This is a genomic window from Polynucleobacter kasalickyi, from assembly GCF_900176405.1.
Classification (GTDB): Bacteria; Pseudomonadota; Gammaproteobacteria; order Burkholderiales; family Burkholderiaceae; genus Polynucleobacter; species Polynucleobacter kasalickyi.
This window is the reverse complement of the sequence record NZ_FWXJ01000003.1, coordinates 73,886-93,941: the sequence shown is the minus strand read 5'-3', so window position 1 is coordinate 93,941 and position 20,056 is coordinate 73,886. Positions and strand designations below refer to the sequence as shown.

Genomic DNA, 20,056 nt, shown 5'->3' with positions numbered 1-20,056 from the left:
GATCCTTTAAGGTGATTTTTGAGAAGGCTTAGGGGAAGGATTGCTTTCCTGAGACTTCCCAGTCCCCTCATTTAATAAATTTTTTCGACGAATGCTTTTGATTGCTTCTGGATCAATTGGATTACCATTTTGATCCAGTGGAATAATTTCTGGATTTTGCCAACTACCCTGAATCAGATAATCAGATTGCAAAGCTTTATTGACACCCGAAGAAAGAAGATATTGCCCAAGCATGGTTCCCAAACCAATAATTGGGTTCGTAAAGTACAGTACTGCAAGACCGGCAGACCCTAAATTAATTCGCGGATAAACAACGACCCTAAGATCTTGGGTTTCTTGGTTTAGATTAATTAGTCCTGACATCGAAATTTTGGCTGGAGTTGTCATCATCTCAAAGTCAGTTGTTTCCAGAATGCCGCGCTTAATGGCGGCATTGGCAGATACCTTATCAAAAGATGTTCCCGTAGAAACAACTTCACCTACACTGCCAGAAAAATTTAAAGTGGCGAATTTTAATAGGCCTTGCAAACTGAGAATACCTAATAATTTTGCTGCCCCTGTGTCGACTTGAAGAATTTTCCCATTGTCGATAACAAATTTTAGATTACCATCTAGTGATTTTGTGCTAAACGCGGCTGGTGAGCCTGCCCAGGAAATAGACCCTGACATGTCACCCTTGCCACTGGAAAGTACTTCTACGTATCCTAAAGAGCTCAATAGATCACCGGTATTGTTAGAGGAGATGTCAAAGTCTAAGGATGTTCTACTAGGCGTGTTGTTTGCTTTGAATTGCCACTTACCCGTTGCATTCACAATGCCATGAGGACTTTGAATATTCAATTTCTGTAGAGTCCAAATATTTTGTTTAGACGTAGCTAAAATATTTAAAGTGCCAAATTTCTTATCACCAAAAGCAAATTGACCGACTTGAATATCTAGTTCGGGCATTTGCTCAGAGGAGTTTTCAATTCCTTTGGTAATGGTTTCTTTCGACTCATTATTGGGAATCGTTAACTTAGAAAATTTTGCTTTTAAAGCGCCAAAAGGGTGGGTACTCCCTGAGTCTATCCATTCGACATCACCAATTGCTAAAGGGGATGAAATACTTGCTTTCCATTGATTTTCATCATGACTCGCGATAAGAGTCAGGTCCTCAATTTTCTTGTTAGCCACGATCAGTGACTTTACTTTGGCATTAATTGCAATCGGCGGTACTTCTTTTGATAAGCTTTTAGCAGCATCTAAACTATCAATTTTTTTAGGCTTGTCTAACAAAAGGTTCCATTTATCCATATTCAATGAAGCCACATCAAGATGAATACGCATCCCTTTATCCACTTGGGGTAGTGGTAGATTGCCAATCGCTAATGCATGTTTCGTAACAATTTCATCTTTGAGAGTGCCAGTGGATTGAATTAAATTATCCAGTTTAAATTGCCAATCCATGACGTTGTTATTACTGATTAACTTGAGGGTTCCTAACATGGGAACTCCTAGCGGCTTGATAATTGGCTCAGGAAAATCAAGTTGAACTTGACGAAAGTCAAAGGTCGTGTTGTTTGTAAAACCATTCGAATCTTTAATAAAACTGCTTTGATAACCCAGAGTCCCTTTTAAATAGTTTTTAACTGATTTATTGATGGCTGGTATCTCACCACCAACGACTTCCATCAGTTTGCTGGCATCTGCGCTGCCATTCACTTCAATTAATTTATTATTTGTTTTGATGGCGAGCGGCCCACCCATCCAATTGCCCAAAATATTAATGAGCTTAATTCCTTTTTGATCAAAAGTGATATTCGCAGTATTAATGTTGCCAGCAGGCAAATCTTTAAAGCGGATTTGATTATTGGCTAAGGTTAAATCTGCTAGGATATTTGTCGGATTTGATGCTTGGAAGGTTTCGATAATCGATAGTTTTAAGCTCGCATCACCGCTAACGTCAAGTGTATCAAAGGAGTCTTTGAAGCGATAACCAATCGGCGATGTAAGAACGTACTTCATAAAGTCGCTTACTTTACCGTTAACACTTCCATTGACTTCTATTTTTGTAGGTTGCTTTCTTAAATTGATCGCAACGTTAAAGTTTTGGGCAGTCGTATTTTTGAATTGTGCAGTAGGAATTTGTATCGCGAGTAACTCATTTTTAATCGATAAATTGGCATTTAATTTTTCGAGTGGCAGCCACTCTCCCTGAATGTCACTACTATTTGGTAATGGTCTAAACGTAACATTCTTTAATTGGGTAGTGACTAAAAACTTACTGCTAGATTCCTTGCTAAATGGGATATCACTTGGCTTACCATCAATCTGTAATTTACCGCTCTCCAATGTTCCGTCAATGATTGTACCTTGCAGATATTTGATGACATCCGCCGAAATGACAGTTGGTAACAAATTCATTAAATAAGAAATTTGAGTGTTACTTATCTCCATGTCTAACGATATTTTTTCATTACCACTTTTGGGTGGCAAAAGGTATTTCATCGAGCCTTGGAGATTGAATACAGGGTTTGCGAGCGTTACGCTGTCAAGACGAATATCTAAACTCTTATCGTTGTTATGGTGCCAATCTAAATTACCTTTTGCCACATCAAATGTTAGATTTTTTGCAGTCATCAGATGACCTGCTTGGAGGCGAAGTTGCTGGGAGTCTAAGTTGATATGACCAGAGGTATCTGTAGCGTTAATTTCACCATTGAGATTTTGTACACCGGGAAATTTGGATTTCAATTCATTCCAACCTACTTGCCTGAGCATACCTTGTACTTCAAAATACGGTAAGGGCGTAATGGTAGATTTTAATTTTTCCAACCCCGTTGGACGATGGTTATATTTGGCAACTAAATCTTTCACTTCACCATGGATAGCTAACTCATTTAAAACACTTAACCAAGCATTTGGAAGTGGCAGACTTAGAGCTAGTTGATTGATTGGTTCTAATTTTAAATAGGGTGCTTGAATAGCAAGATGGGTAAATTCATTACTTTGATTGGGGATTGCAAATTTAAATTCAATATCGGTTAAAGAAGTATCTGGATTTTTAGTATCTGCAGTGCTCCAAGCAAAGTTCTTGGTGGAGATAACTTGCTGATTACCCTCTATGCGGTGCTCTAACTGCGTGTTTAGGTGCTTTAGTAATAAATTATTTTTTGAGTTTTTCCAGTAAAAATTGATATCGTCCGCATTTAAAAAGGTGAATCCTTTGGTCAGTCCGCCAAAGAAAAGATCGTATTCTCCTCGGAACTCAAGAGCACCAATGTTTCCCCTTGCCGGAATACTGGTTAAATCTAATAGTTGTTTGATATCTAGATGATCAATCGACCAATTAAAATGGCCCTGCCAGTTTTTAATATTGGTTTGGTTGCTGGCAAAGCGATGTTTAAATTGACCATTAGCAATCAGCTTGCCATTTAAGTCATCGGAACTTAATTTGAGATCAAATTGATGGTCAAACTGATCATTTTTAAGTGCCATGTTTTCAATTCGCGCAGAAAAATTTGAGGCTTCTTCAAATTGATCATTAATCTCGAAAAGTAGATTGCCAATTTGCAAGTTACTTTCACTCATGATCCAAGATAAAGTCTGTGAGTTTTGGTTGCCGGGGGTAATAGTGAACCCTGCGATATTCCACACCCCTTGAGAGTTTCTCGAAGCGAAAATTTTTGCACCTTGAGAGGATAAATATTGAAAATGAGGGGAGAGTTGCCAAATGCTATTCCAATTAATCACACCTTCAATTTGCGGAACCTCTAATAATTCCCCCGCATTTAAGCCGATTTTATTTTTTTGACTGAACATCAAGTCAGGATTGGAAATTTTAATATTTTTGATGGTGAAAGCTGGACGGTAGTCTTTCCACGATGTTTCTATTTGACCAATTTTGAAATCAGCATGAATTGATTGACTAGCAAACTGATTGATTTCATTTAAGTAGCTTGGTAAAAATGGCCAAACAAAAAATCTTAAAACTACTTGAGAAAAAACTGCGAGAAATAGGACGATACCTACAGTAGAGTAGGTAGAATAGATAATGAACTTTTTTCCAATGGAAACCAGTTTGTCTAATTGAAGTTTTTGACGCATAAATACTCAGTTAGCACCCTGAAAGTTAGATAAGGTAATTGAACTCTTATTATCTACTAAAGCGATTCACTCGTATCGTTTTTGATGATTTATCGATATTTTGGAATATATGTCAAAACCCATTCAAATCAGTAAAGAATTCTCGCCATATGTGCTACGTTGGTTAAATGCAAACCCCTCTTGGGAGCAATGGTTAGAGGATAGAATTGATGAGCCCTTAGAGCACTCGCAACTTGCGTCAATTTTTGAGCAAGAGCTTCCGCAAAAGACTTGGTTAGAATTCGATGAACCAAACTTTTTGGCACGTATCAGAATGGCTCGGCAAAAAGCAATGTTATGGTTGGGGATTCGAGATATTGCCAATCTGGCCCAACTACCTGAAGTCATGCAAGCAGTGACAGAAATTGCTCATCTTGCCTTACGCTATGCCAGTTTGTACGCTCAAAATGCTTTATTCGTTCAATACGGACTTCCTCAAAACCAATATGCACAGCCTATTCCACTTTGGATTATCGGGATGGGTAAATTGGGCGCTAAAGAACTAAATGTCAGTTCTGATATTGATTTGATCTTTGTATACGAATGCGATGGCATCACGATTGGTGGTAAAAAATCTATCTCTAATCATGAATGGTTTGAGTTGCAAGGTAAAAAAATTATTCGCTATTTAACCGAGTTAACCCCGCAAGGCTTTGTTTTTAGGGTCGATATGCGCTTGCGACCTAACGGTGATGCGGGGCCATTGGTATCTAGTTTGGAAATGTTGGAAGAATATTTCCTAGTTCAAGGGCGAGAATGGGAGCGATACGCTTGGATCAAGGCGCGCCTAGTTTACCCATTAAATGCGGCAGATCAAAGTGGTTTTCCAGCAAACTTGCATGCCGTAGTGAGCCGTTTTGTTTATCGCAAGTATCTAGATTTTGGCATCATCGATTCCATCAGACGCTTACACCGTCAAATTCGTCATGAGGCCAACCTCAGAGCGCATCAATATCCTGAACGAGCTTTTGATATCAAACTTGGTAAAGGCGGTATCCGTGAAATTGAGTTTTTAGCTCAAATGTTTCAATTAATTCGAGGTGGTCAAGAAATTATTTTAAGAACTCGCTCAACCGTAGAAGTCATTCAGCATATTGAAAGATTGCAGCTGATTCCCTCGAAAATGGCTCAGGATTTATTAACTGCATATCACTTTTTGAGAAAGCTTGAACATTTATTACAATGGCGAAATGATGCTCAAGTCCATCATTTGCCTAATGATGATGAAGTAATTACCCAGATTGCAAGTCGTCTTGGATTTGCCAATAAAGTGCAATTTGAGAAGGCGTTGACGGACCATCAAGCGAAGGTGGCCTATTATTTTTCTGAGGCATTTACATTGGAATCACAAGAGGACAATAGTCAATTAAGTCCCTCCGGAAGTTTTGAACAATACCCGGAATTTCAGCAGAAAGTTGAACAAGTAAAGTCATCGAATCGCTTTGCCCTCGTTAGCGAAATGAGTAAACAAAATTTTGATTTCATTCTGCTCTATGTCCTCGATAATCACCCTGAAATCAGAGAAGAAACCTTATTAAAACTGCTCGATTTTTTAGAAGTGATTTTCCGAAGATCTTCCTACCTATCGCTTCTCAAGGAATATCCTAAGGCGATTGATCAAGTGCTTCGATTACTAGAGGCATCTACTTGGGCTTCGCAATACTTAATGAAACATCCGCACTTATTAGATGATCTTTTATTAATTAGTACTGAAAAAACTTCGGAACAAGATATTGAGACCTATTGGGTAGACTGGCAGAAAGATTTAGAACATAAAATCGATTTTATTTTGCAAGATGACCAAGACGAAGAAGCTGTTTGGAACACCTTGCGACAAGCGCATCAATCAGAATTATTTCAGATTTTACTGGCTGATTTAGGTGGTTTTAGTACTTACCAATTACCGTTAGAAAAAGTAAGTGATCAACTATCTAAATTGGCAGATATTATCATTACAGTGACTTTGAATTTTGTATGGAATGGCCTAAAAAAGAAGTATCAAATTCAGGACTCTTTGAATCAGTTTGGTTTTGGCGTGATTGCCTATGGCAAATTGGGTGGTAAAGAACTTGGCTATGGATCTGATCTGGATTTGGTATTTATTTACGATGAGTCATGTACTCCTTTATCCAGCGATGATTTACAGCCTATTTTTGTTACTTTAGTGCGCAAATTTATCTTTGCAATTACAACGGCTACACGGACTGGCGTGCTATACGATATTGATACGCGTTTGCGACCTAACGGTGAAGCAGGTTTATTAGTTACAAGTCTGAAAGCTTTTGAGAACTATCAAAAAAATGTCGGTGCCAATACGGCTTGGGTATGGGAGCATCAAGCATTAACGAGAGCAAGATTTTGCGCTGGGGACATGAGGGTTGGGGCACAGTTTGAAAAAATTCGAAATGAAGTGTTATCAATTGCCAGAGATGGTAAAGAACTTGCGCAAGAAGTGACAGTGATGCGTGAAAAATTGCATTTTGGCCACCCGAGTGCTAGTGAAACTTTCGACTTAAAGCATGCTGCTGGCACGATGATTGATATCGAGTTTATGATTCAATATCTCATTTTAAAAAACGCTCATCAATTCCCCGCGTTACTGCAGAACATTGGTAATATTGCCCTCTTGCAGGAGTGTGCAAATTGCCAGCTGATTACGAATGAAGAAGCGTTAAAAGTGGCAAATGCCTATCGATTGTTTCGTAAATTACAACATCAAATACGTTTAGAGGGTAATCAGATTGGTAAATTAGAAGAGCATTCTCAAGGGGGGCAAATTGAGGAGGCTAGAAGAAGCGTGATCAATTTATGGCAACGTCTATTATCAAATATTTAATAGCTCTCTCGCGTGGCGAAGGGTGGTGGGCGTGATGTCAACACCACCCAACATCCTGGCAATTTCATCAACTCTTTCCGATCGATTGAGTACTTCAATCTTGCTGATTGTTTTATTTTCTACTAAAGTTTTTTGAACGCGCCATTGATTGTCGCCTTGAGCAGCAACTTGGGGGAGATGGGTGACGCATAACACTTGGTGAGTTTGACCGAGTTTTTTCAGTAAAGCTCCCACTGTTTGGGCTACCGCACCGCCGATGCCAGCATCCACTTCATCGAAAATCAAGGTTGGAGTAGCACTTGATTTACTAGCAATGACCGCAATCGCCAAACTGATTCGTGCTAACTCCCCACCCGACGCTACTTTTGAAATCGGACGTGGCTTTACTCCAGGATGTCCGGCGACTAAAAACTCAACCTGTTCTAGGCCGTATTGACTAGGCTTTTCTAAGGGCGCAATTTCAACCTCAAATTTCCCACCACCCATCGCTAAAGTTTGCATGGAATGCGTAATGGCAATTGAAATTTCATGGGCTGCTTGAAGGCGAGCTTTAGTTAACTCATGTGCCAATTTTAAATACGCAGTTTCTCGTCCCTTCGCTTCTTGCATCAAAGCTTCAGTATCTTGAGCAGCATTTAAATTAAATAGTTGTTGCTGTAGTTCTTCCCATTTAACCGGTAACTCCGAGGGGGCGCAATGAAATTTCTTGGAGCACCGGTAATATCCTTGCACTCTTTCATCTAATTCAGTCAGGCGTTCAGGATCCAAATCTAATTTCTGTAAATACCGGTTAATCGTATGGGTTGCCTCACTCACATGAATATGAGCTGAATCTAACTCTTCTTTTGCTTCCATTAACGAACTATCCATATCCGTTAAATCATCTAAGAGACTTTGTGATTTGGCTAATTGATCTAAGATTGAAGCTTCTGACTCAGAAAGCAACTGCACGAGTTCTTGTGAGCCATCAATCAGAGAGGCAGCGTTAGAGAGTCGCGAGTGCTCGAGTTGCAAATCATCCCATTCGTTAAATTGGGGTGCGAGTACATTTAATTCTTCTAATTGCCACTCTAACTGTTCTTTTTCTTTTGCGAGATTGATGCCAGCTGTTTTAGCGATTTGAATTTGCTTCTCTGTAAGCTGCCAATTTCGATAGGCTTCAGAAACCTTGGCAACAAGTGGCTGAAGGTTTGCATGAGTATCTAATAGAGTGCGTTGAGCACCTGGCTTAAGTAACAACTGATGTTGGTGTTGGCCATGAATGTCAACTAAGTATTCACCAACTTCTTTTAACTGCCCTAAAGTTGCAGAACTTCCGTTGATGTAAGCTTTTGTTCGACCGGACTGATCAATTGTTCTTTTGAGGAGAATGGATCTACCTTCTTGCTCAAGTGGAAAGCCATGGGTTTCTAAGAGCTCGCTCAACGTTGGGACGAGTTGCTCTGCAATATAAAAATTAGCTGAAATTTCAGTCCTTGTACAACCTTCACGAATTTGGCTGATGTCAGCCCGCTCCCCCATCGTCAGCGCTAATGCATCTAATAGGATTGATTTCCCCGCACCTGTTTCACCAGTAAGCACTGTAAAACCAGAGCCAAGCTCTAGTTCCAAGTGATCCACAATCACAAAATCACGAATATCTAAACTCTGTAACATAATTAAGAATTCGTTGGATACTCGTTCCAATGCAGTTTTTCACGGAGTGTTCGATATTCACTGTGACCTACAGGATGTAACAAGATAACTTTTTTAGGAGATTTTTTGACTGTGACCCGATCCCCTGTCTGGAGAATTGCTAAAGTTTGCATGTCAAAATGAACAGTAACATCTCGACCACCAGTAATTTCAATGGAAATGAATGCGTCATCTGGTAAGACGATTGGGCGATTTGAGAGCGCATGTGGTGACACTGGCGCCAACACAATACCGGCTAAACGAGGATGCAAAATAGGACCACCAGCAGATAAACTGTAAGCAGTTGAACCAGTCGGAGTGGCCACAATTAAACCATCCGAACGCTGGTTGTACATAAAGCTACCGTTTACTTCGACAGTTAATTCGACCATGCCAGACCGGCTAGAGCGGTTCACAACAACATCATTTAAAGCTGTACCTTGATGCGCTGGCGCACCATCGCGCATGACTTGAGATTCCAATAAAGTTCTAGTATCTAATTCGTACGCACCATTGAGCATTGCAGGTAAGTGTACTTCGATTTCATTCAATGGTATATCTGTCATGTACCCTAAACGGCCCATGTTGATTCCGATAATCGGAATATTCAGACCAGCAACCCTTCGACCTAAACCCAGCAAAGTCCCATCACCGCCGATAACCACCACAATATCAATTTTTCCAGCGAAATCATCAACTTTAATCGTTGGAATTGATTGCAGGCCAGTTTGCTCCGCAGTTTCAGATTCTAAATAGGCGTTAAAGCCATTTTCTAAAATAATACGTGCGACATTTTCTAAAATACGGTCCACACCCTCTGCCTGGAATTTTCCGACAAGGGCGACATTTGAGAAAGGTAGGGGGGAATTGTTTTCAATTGACATTCTTCGATTAAACCATAGTGACATTTCTCTTACAATGTTTAAGTAGACCATTTATGTACTTATGTATTTTAGAAGCAATTTGGTTTTTCATGGATGGATTACTACAAACTTAGATTAAGCACACTGCACCGAAATCAAACTCGGCTTAAATGACGAAATTGAATTCTTATTGTTAAAATATGAGCATGATGGACAAAAGAGCTCGCGATCTATTAAAAACACTGATTGAACGACACATTTCCGAAGGGCAACCAATCGGTTCGAGGACCCTTTCGCGTCATTCTGGCTTAGACTTATCAGCAGCCACCATTCGCAATGTGATGGCAGATTTGGAAGAGTTAGGTTTTGTTACCAGTCCTCACACTTCAGCAGGACGTGTTCCAACCCCTAGAGCATATCGCTTGTTTGTTGACACCATGTTGACTATAAAACCTCTAGATGAAATTGGACATCGTGAACTTTCGGCTGAAATTGTCCCTGACTCTCCCCAAAGAGTGATTGCGGGAGCTGCCCAAATGCTGTCCCAGCTATCGAATTTCGCAGGAGTCGTGATGACTCCTCGTCGGAGTGAGGTTTTTAAGCAAATTGAATTTTTACGACTATCTGAGAAAAGAATTCTGTTGATCATGGTGACCCCTCAGGGCGATGTTCAGAACAGAATTTTAATTACCAGTAAAGATTACACTCCATCACAACTGGTCGAAGCCAGTAACTTTATTACTGCGAATTTTGCCGGGCTTGACTTACAGTCAGTTCGGACCCGCGTCAAAAGCGAGCTAGAAGGTCTGCGAGAAGATATTACTGCTTTAATGAGTCAAGCTGTTGAAGCCAGCTCTAGCTCTTTGGCAGACCCACAAGACAATATGGTGATATCTGGTGAGAAAAAACTCCTGGAAATTGGGGAATTAGTCTCGGATATGGATAAAATCAAGCGTCTTTTTCAAGTTTTCGAAAAACGCACTGGCCTTTTACAACTGTTAGACGTCTCTAGCCGAGCGGATGGCGTGCAGATTTTTATTGGTGGTGAGAGCGATTTAGTACCGCTAGATGGTATGGCGATCATTACCGCCCCTTATAAAGTGGATAATATCGTGGTTGGTACATTGGGTGTGATTGGACCAACCCGCATGGCGTATGAGAGAGTAATTCCGATTGTAGACATTACTTCGAAATTACTAACCAGCGCTTTGAGTTCAAATAATTAAGAAAGAATTGCTTGGAAAATATCATCCTAGACACAGATAAAGCGCATGCCGTATCCCAAAAAGTTGGGATTTTAGTCGTTAATTTAGGCACTCCGGATGCGCCAACTGCAAAAGCTGTACGACCTTATTTAAAACAATTTCTTTCCGATCCGAGAGTCATTGAGGTACCAAAAATCATTTGGTGGTTTATTCTGAATGGCATCATTTTACCCTTCCGGTCTAGCGCATCTGCGAAGAAATATGCTAGCGTTTGGATGAACGGCTCTTCAGGTACAGGAGCCCCTTTATTAGTTCATTCTCAAAATCAAACGCTTGGCTTAGAACAAAAACTAGCTACCAATGAGTCAACGAAAGATGTCAAGGTGGCATTGGCCATGCGCTATGGTAATCCATCGATCGAAAAAGCAATGAACGACTTAGAGAGCGAGGGAGTTAATCGCTTATTAGTGCTACCGCTCTATCCACAATATTCAGCAACAACAACAGCTTCAAGCTTTGATGCTGTTTTTCAAGTGCACGCGCAAAAAAGAAATCCACCGGCTTTAAGAATGGTGAAAAATTATCATGATCATCCTGCTTATATTGCCGCTCTGGTTCAACAGGTACGAGACTACTGGGCCGTTCATGGGGTGCCTGATTTTAAAAATGGCGACAAATTAGTGATGTCTTTCCATGGGGTACCCAAAAGAACTCTTCTGAGAGGGGATCCATATCACTGTGAATGCCATAAAACGGGCCGATTAGTGAGAGAAGCCTTAGGCCTTTCCGCCGACGAAGCGATTTTAAGCTTTCAATCTCGATTTGGTAAAGCCGAGTGGTTAAAACCTTACACGGCTCCATTATTGGAGACTTTGGGGCGAGCTAACACCAACCGATTAGATATTTTTTGTCCAGGTTTTCCAGCGGATTGTTTGGAGACTTTAGAAGAAATTGCCATGGAAGGTAAGGAAATCTTTACTCATGCTGGTGGTAAAACTTACCACGTGATTCCTTGTTTAAATGACCAACCTGCTTGGATCGACGCGTTACATACGATTGCCTTAGAAAATATTGCAGGTTGGAAAACTCAAGTTCCGACCCCCGCTGAGCTTCTTGAACGAGTAGCAATGGGCCAAGAAGTTGAAAAACGCATGTTAGCGTCTTCATCGGACATCGCTTAAGAAATTTTTTAAAAATTTCTTTTTCTCCCCTTGAATTCAAACAATCTGACCTTATTTATAAGGTAGTAGACATTAATTTTCCTAAATTTTTTTGTAAAGCATTGATATGACTGAAGAAAATAAAAATACTGATCCAATTATTGGAGAAGAAACAATTCCTGTGAGTGCTGTTCATGATGAACAGTCAGCAACTTTTACCCTAGAAGTGCAAATTGAAGAGCTTAAAAAGCAATTAGATGAGGCGCGTGATGCCCATTTAAGAGCCAAAGCTGAAACTGAGAATATGCGCAGAAGAGGGATTGAGGATGTTGCAAAGGCTCATAAATTTGCTATCGAGAGTTTTGCTGAACATTTATTACCTGTGATGGATAGCATGCATGCTGCGCTCAGCCATCATCAAGGGGATTTGGCAAAGCTGACAGAGGGTGTGGAACTTACCTTAAAGCAGCTTTCTGGTGCACTAGAAAAGGGCAAGGTCTTAGAAATTAACCCTGAAGCAGGAGCTAAGTTTGACCCACATTTTCACCAAGCAATCTCGATGGTCCCGTCTGAGCAAGAAGCGAATACCATTGTTTCTGTTTTACAGCGCGGTTACTCGATTGCAGATCGGGTCTTACGTCCAGCTTTGGTGACGGTGAGTCAAGCAAAATAACTAAATGATGCAAGAGCCAACAAATAAATTGATGTTTCGCTCTTGAAATTACCTAGTTCAACCTTATTTAATAATTAACTAAATTACTTTATTGAAAGAAACATATTATGGGAAAAATTATCGGAATTGACTTAGGAACTACCAATTCTTGCGTTTCAGTAATGGAAGGCAACACTCCTAAGGTGATTGAAAATGCAGAAGGCGCACGTACTACCCCTTCAATTATTGCGTACATGGAAGATGGCGAAATTTTGGTTGGTGCACCAGCTAAACGCCAATCAGTTACCAATCCAAGAAATACGCTCTATGCAGTAAAGCGTTTGATTGGTCGTAAATTTTCGGAAAAAGAAGTACAAAAAGATATCGATTTAATGCCTTACGCTATCTCTAAAGCAGATAATGGCGACGCCTGGATTGATATCCGTGGAACCAAGTATGCTCCACCGCAAATTTCTGCTGAAGTTTTACGCAAAATGAAAAAAACTGCAGAAGATTATTTGGGTGAAGAAGTGACGGAAGCTGTTATTACAGTCCCTGCTTACTTTAACGATAGCCAAAGACAAGCAACGAAAGATGCCGGCCGTATCGCTGGTCTTGATGTGAAACGTATCATTAATGAGCCGACTGCTGCAGCACTTGCATTTGGTTTAGACAAACAATCTAAGGGTGACCGTAAGATTGCAGTTTATGACTTAGGTGGTGGAACTTTTGACGTTTCTATCATTGAAATTGCTGACGTTGATGGTGAAAAACAATTTGAAGTACTCTCAACGAATGGCGATACATTCTTGGGCGGTGAAGATTTTGACCAACGTATTATTGACTTCATCATTGCTGAGTTCAAAAAAGAACAAGGCGTTGATTTAAGTAAGGATGTCTTAGCTCTCCAGCGTCTCAAAGAAGCTGCTGAAAAGGCAAAAATTGAATTGTCATCTAGTCAGCAAAGCGATATTAATTTACCTTATATCACTGCGGATGCTAGCGGTCCTAAGCATTTAAACATCAAAATGACACGTGCTAAGCTTGAGAGTTTAGTGGATGACTTGATTGCTCGCACGATTGAGCCTTGCCGTACTGCCATTAAAGATGCAGGCGTTTCATTGACTGACATCCAAGACGTAATTTTGGTTGGTGGTATGACACGTATGCCTAAAGTACAGGAAAAAGTAAAAGAGTTCTTCGGTCAAGACCCACGTAAAGATGTAAACCCAGACGAAGCAGTTGCTGTTGGTGCTGCGATTCAAGGCTCTGTTTTATCGGGTGATCGTACCGATGTGTTGTTATTAGACGTGACTCCATTGTCCTTAGGTATTGAGACCTTGGGTGGCGTCATGACCAAAATGATTACTAAGAATACAACGATTCCAACCAAGTATTCACAAGTATTCTCTACAGCTGAGGATAACCAACCTGCGGTAACGATTAAGGTTTATCAAGGTGAGCGTGAAATGGCTAGCGCCAATAAAACATTGGGTGAGTTTAATTTAGAAGGTATTCCACCATCAAGCCGCGGTACTCCGCAAATTGAAGTAACTTTCGATATCGATGCGAACGGAATTCTGCACGTTGGCGCTAAAGATAAGGCCACTGGTAAAGAAAATAAAATTACCATTAAAGCGAACTCCGGACTTTCTGAAGAAGAAATTCAACAGATGGTTAAAGATGCAGAGGTGAATGCTGAAGAAGATCGTAAATTGCGTGAATTAGTTGATGCACGTAACACAGCAGAAGCGTTAAGCCACTCCACTAAAAAATCTTTAGAAGAGCATGGCGCATCCTTAGACGCGGGTGAAAAAGAGAAGATTGAAGAAGCGCTAAAGACTTTGGAAGAAGTCGCTAAATCTGGCACTAAAGAAGAAATTGAAGCGAAGACAGAAGAGCTTGGTAAAGTAAGCCAAAAACTAGGTGAAAAAGTTTACGCTGCAATGCAAGAAAAGGACCAGGCAAGTGCTGCTGGATCTGCTGAAGCAAACCAGAAGCCAAATGACGATAATGTAGTTGATGCAGAATTCAAAGAAGTTAATAAAAAATAATTCAACACAGTAAATTGAAGGAAATCCTTTGGCTAATAAGCGTGACTTTTATGAAATTTTAGGTGTTGCTAAAAACGCCAATGACGATGAGATTAAAAAAGCTTATCGGAAAATGGCGATGAAGTACCATCCTGACCGAAATCCTGATAATAAGGATGCGGAAGCGAACTTCAAGGAGGCTAAAGAAGCCTACGAGATGTTATCTGATCCGCAAAAGAGGGCAGCATACGACCAGTATGGTCATGCTGGTGTCGATCCTAATATGGGTGGTTTTGGTGGGGGTGGTGCGCAAGGTTTTGGCGGCTTTGGTGATGCCTTTGGTGACATCTTCGGTGATATTTTTGGCAATCAAAGGGGTGGCGGAGGTCGTTCTGGACCACAGGTGTATCGTGGTGGCGACTTGCGCTACAGCATGGAAATTACCTTGGAAGAGGCTGCCAAAGGCCACGAAACCCAAATCCGTGTACCTGGATGGAATAACTGCGAGGTTTGCACTGGATCTGGCGCTGAGCCAGGCACTAAAGTGGAAACTTGTACTACCTGTGGTGGGCAAGGCCAAGTCAGAGTTTCTCAAGGTTTTTTCTCAATGCAACAAACTTGTCCAAAGTGTCGTGGGCATGGACAATTTATTCCTAAACCATGTAAGAAATGTAATGGCGAAGGAAAGATTAAACAACAAAAGACGTTGGAAGTAAAAATACCTGCTGGTATCGAAGATGGTATGAGAATTCGATTATCCGGTCATGGTGAGCCTGGCGTTAATCAAGGCCCTCCTGGTGATTTGTATGTAGAAGTACACATTAAGGCCCACTCTGTGTTCGAACGGGATGGCGATGACTTACATTTCCAAATGCCTATCTCTTTTGCTACAGCTTGTTTGGGTGGGAATTTAGAAGTGCCTACTCTAGCCGGTAAGGCGAGTTTCGATGTGGCTGAAGGTACCCAAACGGGCAGAACATTCCGTTTAAGAGGTAAGGGTATTAAAGGTATTCGTTCAACAATCCCTGGTGATTTATATGTACATGTCCAAGTAGAGACACCGGTCAAATTGAATGATGCGCAACGTCAACTTATCAAAGATTTTGATAATAGTTTAAAAACGGATAGTTCAAAACACAACCCACAGGAAAAAGGTTGGTTTGATCGGGTAAAAGGTTTTTTTAACTAATTCGTTAATTAGCAACAAAGCAATGTTCAGGGGCTGGAAATGCCCCTGATTTTACTTCTTCAATATACAAAGTAATCGCTTTTTCAATCGTGCCAGTCGGGGCCAAAAAATCTTTTACAAACTTAGGTTTACGACCTGGGAACGCGCCTAGGGCATCATGCATCACGAGTACTTGACCAGAGCAATCTGGGCCCGCACCAATGCCGATTGTAGGAATCTTTAAAGCTTGGGTTATCTGCGCGCCGAGAGTACTTGGAATGGCTTCGAGCACCAATAATTGAGCGCCAGCAGCCTCTAAGGCTAAGGCATCTTCTAATATTTTTTTGGCAGCATCAGCGGACTTTCCCTGTACTTTAAAGCCACCAAGCGTATTGACAGATTGGGGTGTTAAGCCTAGGTGGCCACAAACTGGAATGCCATGATGAGTTAACACTTCAACCATTTCACATAAGTGGGCTCCACCTTCCATTTTGACCATTTGAGCGCCTGACTGCATCAATAGAGCTGAGTTTTTAACGGCTTCTGCGGTACTGGTATAAGAGGCAAAGGGTAAATCACCGATGATAAAAGCGCGCTTGACGCCTCTAGCGACACACGCGGTATGGTACGCCATCTCCTGAATAGAAACAGGAATCGTTGAAGAGTGTCCCTGAATTACATTACCTAATGAATCTCCAACTAATATAACTTCAATTCCCATCTGATCAAATAGTGCCGCAAAACTCGCATCGTAAGCTGTTAGCGAAGTAATTTTTTGACCCTCAGCCTTCAACTTCATGAGTTTGGAAATTGTCAATGGAACAAGGTTTTCAGATAAGTTCAGATAGCTCATAAATCACAACACTGGATGACATTAAAACACCACTATACCGAAAAATTTCGTTAATGTGACTTATTTGCCCCTATGGAGTTTGGACAATATTTGTTGGCAAGCTTTTCAATCTTTTGCCAAGACAAGTCGGGCAGTTTATTTTTTAATTTACCGTGATTAGGTAATTCAATTTCGCTTTCAATTTCTAGCAAAGGTAATAAAACGAACATTCTCTCAGTAAGTCGAGGGTGAGGCAGAATTAACTCTGGCGTATTGTGCGAAATATTCTCGTAAATCAATAAATCAATATCGAGGGTTCTTGGTGCTTTTTCGTAGGGGCGCTCACGACCGAAGTGCTGTTCAACCGTTTGACAGACCCGAAGAAGTGGAATGGGCTCCAGATTGGTATCAATCGAAATTACATTATTAATATAGTCTCCACCAGTCGCCTCGACGGGAGCACTAATATAAAAACAACTTCTGGCATTAATTGAAATCGATGGAAATTGTGCGAGACAAACCACGGCATCCGTTAATATTTGTCTCGTGTCTCCAATATTGCCACCCAGTCCGATGTAGGCTCTTGCCATAATTTAAATCCTATCTTCTTATCAACTTATTACTTTAATCAATTTCTAAAAAGATTGCTGAGATGAGTCATTATTTTCTACGGCTTCTTTCCCTTTTATGCCTCGACGTCGACGTCTTCGAGACTTACTAGGGGCATCTGTAGCCGGTAGTGAGCTCTCACTTTTAGCTTCAATTAATAATTTTTCTCGATCTTCTGGGGAGCTATTTTGGAAATTTTCCCACCAAGTGGATAGGCTTAAGGGCAGTTCCCCGACCTGACAACGCAAGCATAGAAAATCATATCCAGCTCTAAACCTTACCGACTCTAAAAGTCGATAAGGCATTTTTCCAACACGTTTTTCAAAGCGTGGTTGCAAGCTCCAAATTTCTCGCATATCGGTTTCAAAACGCCTTTGAATAGCAAAAACTTCTCTTTGTGCACTTAGTACTTCATCGATTGCGTCATTTAAGCAAACGATGCTAGGTTTGTTACTTTGTGAGTTACGCTGCCATTGTTGCTCAACTTGATGCCATAACAGAGCTGCAAATAAAAAACCAGGCGAAATAGATTTACCTTGCAGAACACGCTCATCAGTTCTATCAAGTGCAAGCTTAGCAAAACTAGTTTGGTCAGATTGCTCCAAAATGACATCAAGCATCGGTAACAAGCCTTGATCTAAACCCACTTCTCTTAGCTTGGTCATACTAGACCAAGCATGCCCTGACATTAATAGTTTTAACATTTCATCAAACAAACGAGCACCAGGTACATCATGAATGAGGGCAGCTGATTGGGCGATGGGCGCAAGAGTATTTTGTTCAAGAGTGAAACCAGTTTTTGCAGCGAAACGGACAGCTCTTAACATTCTCACCGGATCTTCCCTATATCTAGCGGCAGGGTCACCGATCATACGCAGTACTTTGGCCTCTATATCAGCCATACCACCATGGTAATCAAGGACCACCTGAGTACTTGGATCATAGTACATCGCATTAATCGTAAAGTCCCGCCGAGTAGCATCTTCTGACTGAGAGCCCCAAACGTTATCGCTTAAAACACGCCCAGAATTTGCAATATGCTTGCCAGTTTCTACTAACAAGGCTCGAAATGTTGAGACCTCGATAATCTCCATGCGATCTCTAGAATTACTTGAGTTATTGTAAAAGGTGACATGAATAATTTGAAACCGCTTACCAATGGCGCGCGATTTTTTAAATAAAGCTTGTACCTGATCGGGCGTGGCGTTCGTCGCAACATCAAAATCTTTTGGTTTAATATCCAACAATAAATCCCGCACAGCTCCACCGACGATATATGCTTTATAGCCTGCTTGTTGAAGGGTTTGAGTCACCTTCATTGCATTCGGAGAAATTAACTTTTGATCAATATGATGTGTTTTGAAGGGAATTTTCTTGGGTTCTAAAGTTTTAGCATCATGGCCCACGGGAGGCTTTTTATTGGGCTTACCAAGAATTTTTCTAATTATTTTGTTGATCATTGGTTGAACAATTCTAAAATTTGCCAATTCCTATCGGTAGCTAATTGACGTAATCTGTTATCTGGGTTGGTAGCGATTGGCGTATGAACTTTTTCTAATAGTGGCAAATCATTCATGGAGTCGGAGTAAAAACAACTTTTCTCCAGTGATTCCCATGATAAGTGATGACGTGCTAACCAAGCTTCAACATGCCTTACTTTACCTTCTCTAAAGTTTGGTTCACCGAACACATTACCTGTAAATGCTATTAATTGATTATCAGCCGTCATTTCTGGTTCAGTAGCAATCAAATGAGAAATTCCAAAACGTTCGCAAATTGGTCGAGTGACAAAACTATTGGTAGCCGTCACCACACAGCACAAATCACCAAGGTCTTGGTGTTTTTGGATTAAAGAGATCGACTCTGCGCGAATCTGTGGTTCGATGACCTCTGACATAAATTGCTGATGCCAAGCATCTAAAGTCTGCTTAGGGTGACTCGCTAGGGGCTTTAATGCAAACTTTAGAAAACCATAAATATCAAGTTTTCCCGCTTTGTAATCGTTATAGAAGCGTTCATTTTGTTGTTCATAATAAGCGCCATCAACAACACCTAACCTCACCAAAAATCGTCCCCACTCATGATCACTATCTATCGGTAAGAGGGTATGATCAAGATCGAATAAGGCTATAGAGTGATAAGAGGCAGACATGATTAAACGGTCAAATGTAATAATTCTTTTAATAAAGGGAGGGTAATTGCTCTTTTTGTTTGTAAAGAGTAATGATCAACAGCCTCTATGATACTGATTAAACTAGGGAGATCTCGATAAAAGTGGTTCAATAGCCAATGAGGGATGTCTGACGAGATATTTAAGCCCCGTGCTTTGATTAATTCCTCAAGTGCCACAATCTTTTCATCATCCGTTAAAAAGGATAATTCAAAGTTCAGCCCACTGGCTAACCGAGAAGAAATATCATCCCGCATATTTAAATGATGACTCGACTTCGAACCACTCACAAAAATTAATTTCTCGGGGCTATTTTTTTGATCAATTAGTAGCTTAAATAATTGATTTTCCTCAGAAATACTTAAATTATCGACATCATCAATCAAATAAGCGAGGCAATCAGGTCCAGTTTGTATATCTGCAAACTGCCAATTCTGATGTTGCGTGCTCAAATATAGGTGAGGTAGTTGTAATTTTTCATAAAACTTTTGCATCGCTATCAGTAAGTGCGATTTACCACTGCCGGGAGGACCCCAAACATAAATTAAGTTGAAATCAAAGCGGGTTGTTTGCTGAGCTAAATACATCCCTTGTATTTGACTGAAAACTTCAAAAATACTGACCTGAAGAGAATTATCAGAAGCCGGAAAAATGAAATTATCTAAACTTGGCTCGGGAGAAGTCAAAATATCAAGGGTAAATTGCGGAGAATTCATCTGTAATTCAATT

General features: G+C 40.6%; 14 protein-coding genes. 6 read left to right on the top strand and 8 right to left on the bottom strand.

Going from position 1 to position 20,056, the window contains the following annotated elements; translation table 11 throughout:
* Positions 1 to 6 precede the first annotated feature (6 nt).
* Positions 7 to 4,086, bottom strand: a complete 4,080-nt coding sequence (locus tag B8983_RS03825; protein WP_084282805.1) for a YhdP family phospholipid transporter — start codon at positions 4,084 to 4,086, stop codon at positions 7 to 9.
* A 109-nt stretch (positions 4,087 to 4,195) separates the two neighbouring features.
* Here B8983_RS03825 and glnE point away from each other — a divergent pair, with 109 nt between their 5' ends.
* Entirely contained in the window at positions 4,196 to 6,961 is a 2,766-nt protein-coding gene (gene glnE / locus B8983_RS03820; protein WP_084282804.1) for a bifunctional [glutamate--ammonia ligase]-adenylyl-L-tyrosine phosphorylase/[glutamate--ammonia-ligase] adenylyltransferase, read from the top strand.
* Here the strand turns inward: glnE and recN are convergent.
* Positions 6,950 to 8,617: a DNA repair protein RecN gene (gene recN / locus B8983_RS03815; RefSeq protein WP_084282803.1), complete on the bottom strand. Its 1,668-nt coding sequence runs from the start codon at positions 8,615 to 8,617 to the stop codon at positions 6,950 to 6,952. The genes glnE and recN overlap by 12 nt on opposite strands.
* A gap of 2 nt (positions 8,618 to 8,619) precedes the next feature.
* Entirely contained in the window at positions 8,620 to 9,543 is a 924-nt protein-coding gene (locus B8983_RS03810) for an NAD kinase (RefSeq protein WP_439650337.1), read from the bottom strand.
* A 164-nt stretch (positions 9,544 to 9,707) separates the two neighbouring features.
* Between B8983_RS03810 and hrcA the strand changes: the two genes are divergently transcribed.
* From hrcA to dnaJ, 5 genes are all read left to right on the top strand, one after another.
* Positions 9,708 to 10,724: a heat-inducible transcriptional repressor HrcA gene (gene hrcA, locus B8983_RS03805; protein WP_084282801.1), complete on the top strand. Its 1,017-nt coding sequence runs from the start codon at positions 9,708 to 9,710 to the stop codon at positions 10,722 to 10,724.
* A gap of 20 nt (positions 10,725 to 10,744) precedes the next feature.
* On the top strand, positions 10,745 to 11,884 hold the full coding sequence (gene hemH, locus B8983_RS03800; RefSeq protein ID WP_084282962.1) for a ferrochelatase: 1,140 nt from the start codon (positions 10,745 to 10,747) through the stop codon (positions 11,882 to 11,884).
* A 106-nt stretch (positions 11,885 to 11,990) separates the two neighbouring features.
* Positions 11,991 to 12,536: a nucleotide exchange factor GrpE gene (grpE, locus tag B8983_RS03795; protein ID WP_084282800.1), complete on the top strand. Its 546-nt coding sequence runs from the start codon at positions 11,991 to 11,993 to the stop codon at positions 12,534 to 12,536.
* 107 nt (positions 12,537 to 12,643) lie between these two features.
* Complete coding sequence (gene dnaK / locus B8983_RS03790; protein ID WP_084282799.1) at positions 12,644 to 14,569, top strand: molecular chaperone DnaK; 1,926 nt, start codon at positions 12,644 to 12,646, stop codon at positions 14,567 to 14,569.
* Between the two features lie 28 nt (positions 14,570 to 14,597).
* Positions 14,598 to 15,737 carry a molecular chaperone DnaJ gene (dnaJ, locus tag B8983_RS03785; RefSeq protein WP_084282798.1) on the top strand — a complete coding sequence of 380 codons (1,140 nt, stop codon included), beginning with the start codon at positions 14,598 to 14,600 and terminating at the stop codon, positions 15,735 to 15,737.
* Between the two features lie 4 nt (positions 15,738 to 15,741).
* Here dnaJ and panB read toward each other — a convergent pair whose 3' ends face one another.
* The 5 genes from panB to B8983_RS03760 are packed head-to-tail and all read right to left on the bottom strand — an operon-like array spanning position 15,742 to position 20,043.
* Entirely contained in the window at positions 15,742 to 16,569 is an 828-nt protein-coding gene (gene panB, locus B8983_RS03780) for a 3-methyl-2-oxobutanoate hydroxymethyltransferase (RefSeq protein ID WP_084282797.1), read from the bottom strand.
* A gap of 50 nt (positions 16,570 to 16,619) precedes the next feature.
* Positions 16,620 to 17,138, bottom strand: a complete 519-nt coding sequence (folK, locus tag B8983_RS03775; RefSeq protein ID WP_084282796.1) for a 2-amino-4-hydroxy-6-hydroxymethyldihydropteridine diphosphokinase — start codon at positions 17,136 to 17,138, stop codon at positions 16,620 to 16,622.
* Positions 17,139 to 17,183: 45 nt separating this feature from the next.
* The gene (pcnB, locus tag B8983_RS03770; protein WP_084282795.1) at positions 17,184 to 18,617 is read right to left on the bottom strand and encodes a polynucleotide adenylyltransferase PcnB; all 1,434 of its coding nucleotides are present in this window, start codon (positions 18,615 to 18,617) and stop codon (positions 17,184 to 17,186) included.
* A complete protein-coding gene (locus tag B8983_RS03765) occupies positions 18,614 to 19,309 on the bottom strand; it encodes a histidinol-phosphatase (protein WP_084282794.1) in 696 nt (231 codons plus the stop codon). Before B8983_RS03765 ends, pcnB begins: the two co-directional genes overlap by 4 nt.
* A 2-nt stretch (positions 19,310 to 19,311) precedes the next feature.
* Entirely contained in the window at positions 19,312 to 20,043 is a 732-nt protein-coding gene (locus tag B8983_RS03760) for an HdaA/DnaA family protein (protein WP_084282793.1), read from the bottom strand.
* Positions 20,044 to 20,056 lie beyond the last annotated feature (13 nt).

Bases quoted from the DNA above. Each gene is read 5' to 3' on its own strand.
- pcnB (WP_084282795.1), bottom strand. From the start codon at position 18,617: ATGATCAACAAAATAATTAGAAAAATTCTTGGTAAGCCCAATAAAAAG.
- B8983_RS03765 (WP_084282794.1), bottom strand. From the start codon at position 19,309: ATGTCTGCCTCTTATCACTCTATAGCCTTATTCGATCTTGATCATACC.
- B8983_RS03810 (WP_439650337.1), bottom strand. From the start codon at position 9,543: ATGTCACTATGGTTTAATCGAAGAATGTCAATTGAAAACAATTCCCCC.
- grpE (WP_084282800.1), top strand. From the start codon at position 11,991: ATGACTGAAGAAAATAAAAATACTGATCCAATTATTGGAGAAGAAACA.
- panB (WP_084282797.1), bottom strand. From the start codon at position 16,569: ATGAGCTATCTGAACTTATCTGAAAACCTTGTTCCATTGACAATTTCC.
- dnaK (WP_084282799.1), top strand. From the start codon at position 12,644: ATGGGAAAAATTATCGGAATTGACTTAGGAACTACCAATTCTTGCGTT.
- B8983_RS03825 (WP_084282805.1), bottom strand. From the start codon at position 4,086: ATGCGTCAAAAACTTCAATTAGACAAACTGGTTTCCATTGGAAAAAAG.
- glnE (WP_084282804.1), top strand. From the start codon at position 4,196: ATGTCAAAACCCATTCAAATCAGTAAAGAATTCTCGCCATATGTGCTA.
- hrcA (WP_084282801.1), top strand. From the start codon at position 9,708: ATGGACAAAAGAGCTCGCGATCTATTAAAAACACTGATTGAACGACAC.
- folK (WP_084282796.1), bottom strand. From the start codon at position 17,138: ATGGCAAGAGCCTACATCGGACTGGGTGGCAATATTGGAGACACGAGA.
- B8983_RS03760 (WP_084282793.1), bottom strand. From the start codon at position 20,043: ATGAATTCTCCGCAATTTACCCTTGATATTTTGACTTCTCCCGAGCCA.
- recN (WP_084282803.1), bottom strand. From the start codon at position 8,617: ATGTTACAGAGTTTAGATATTCGTGATTTTGTGATTGTGGATCACTTG.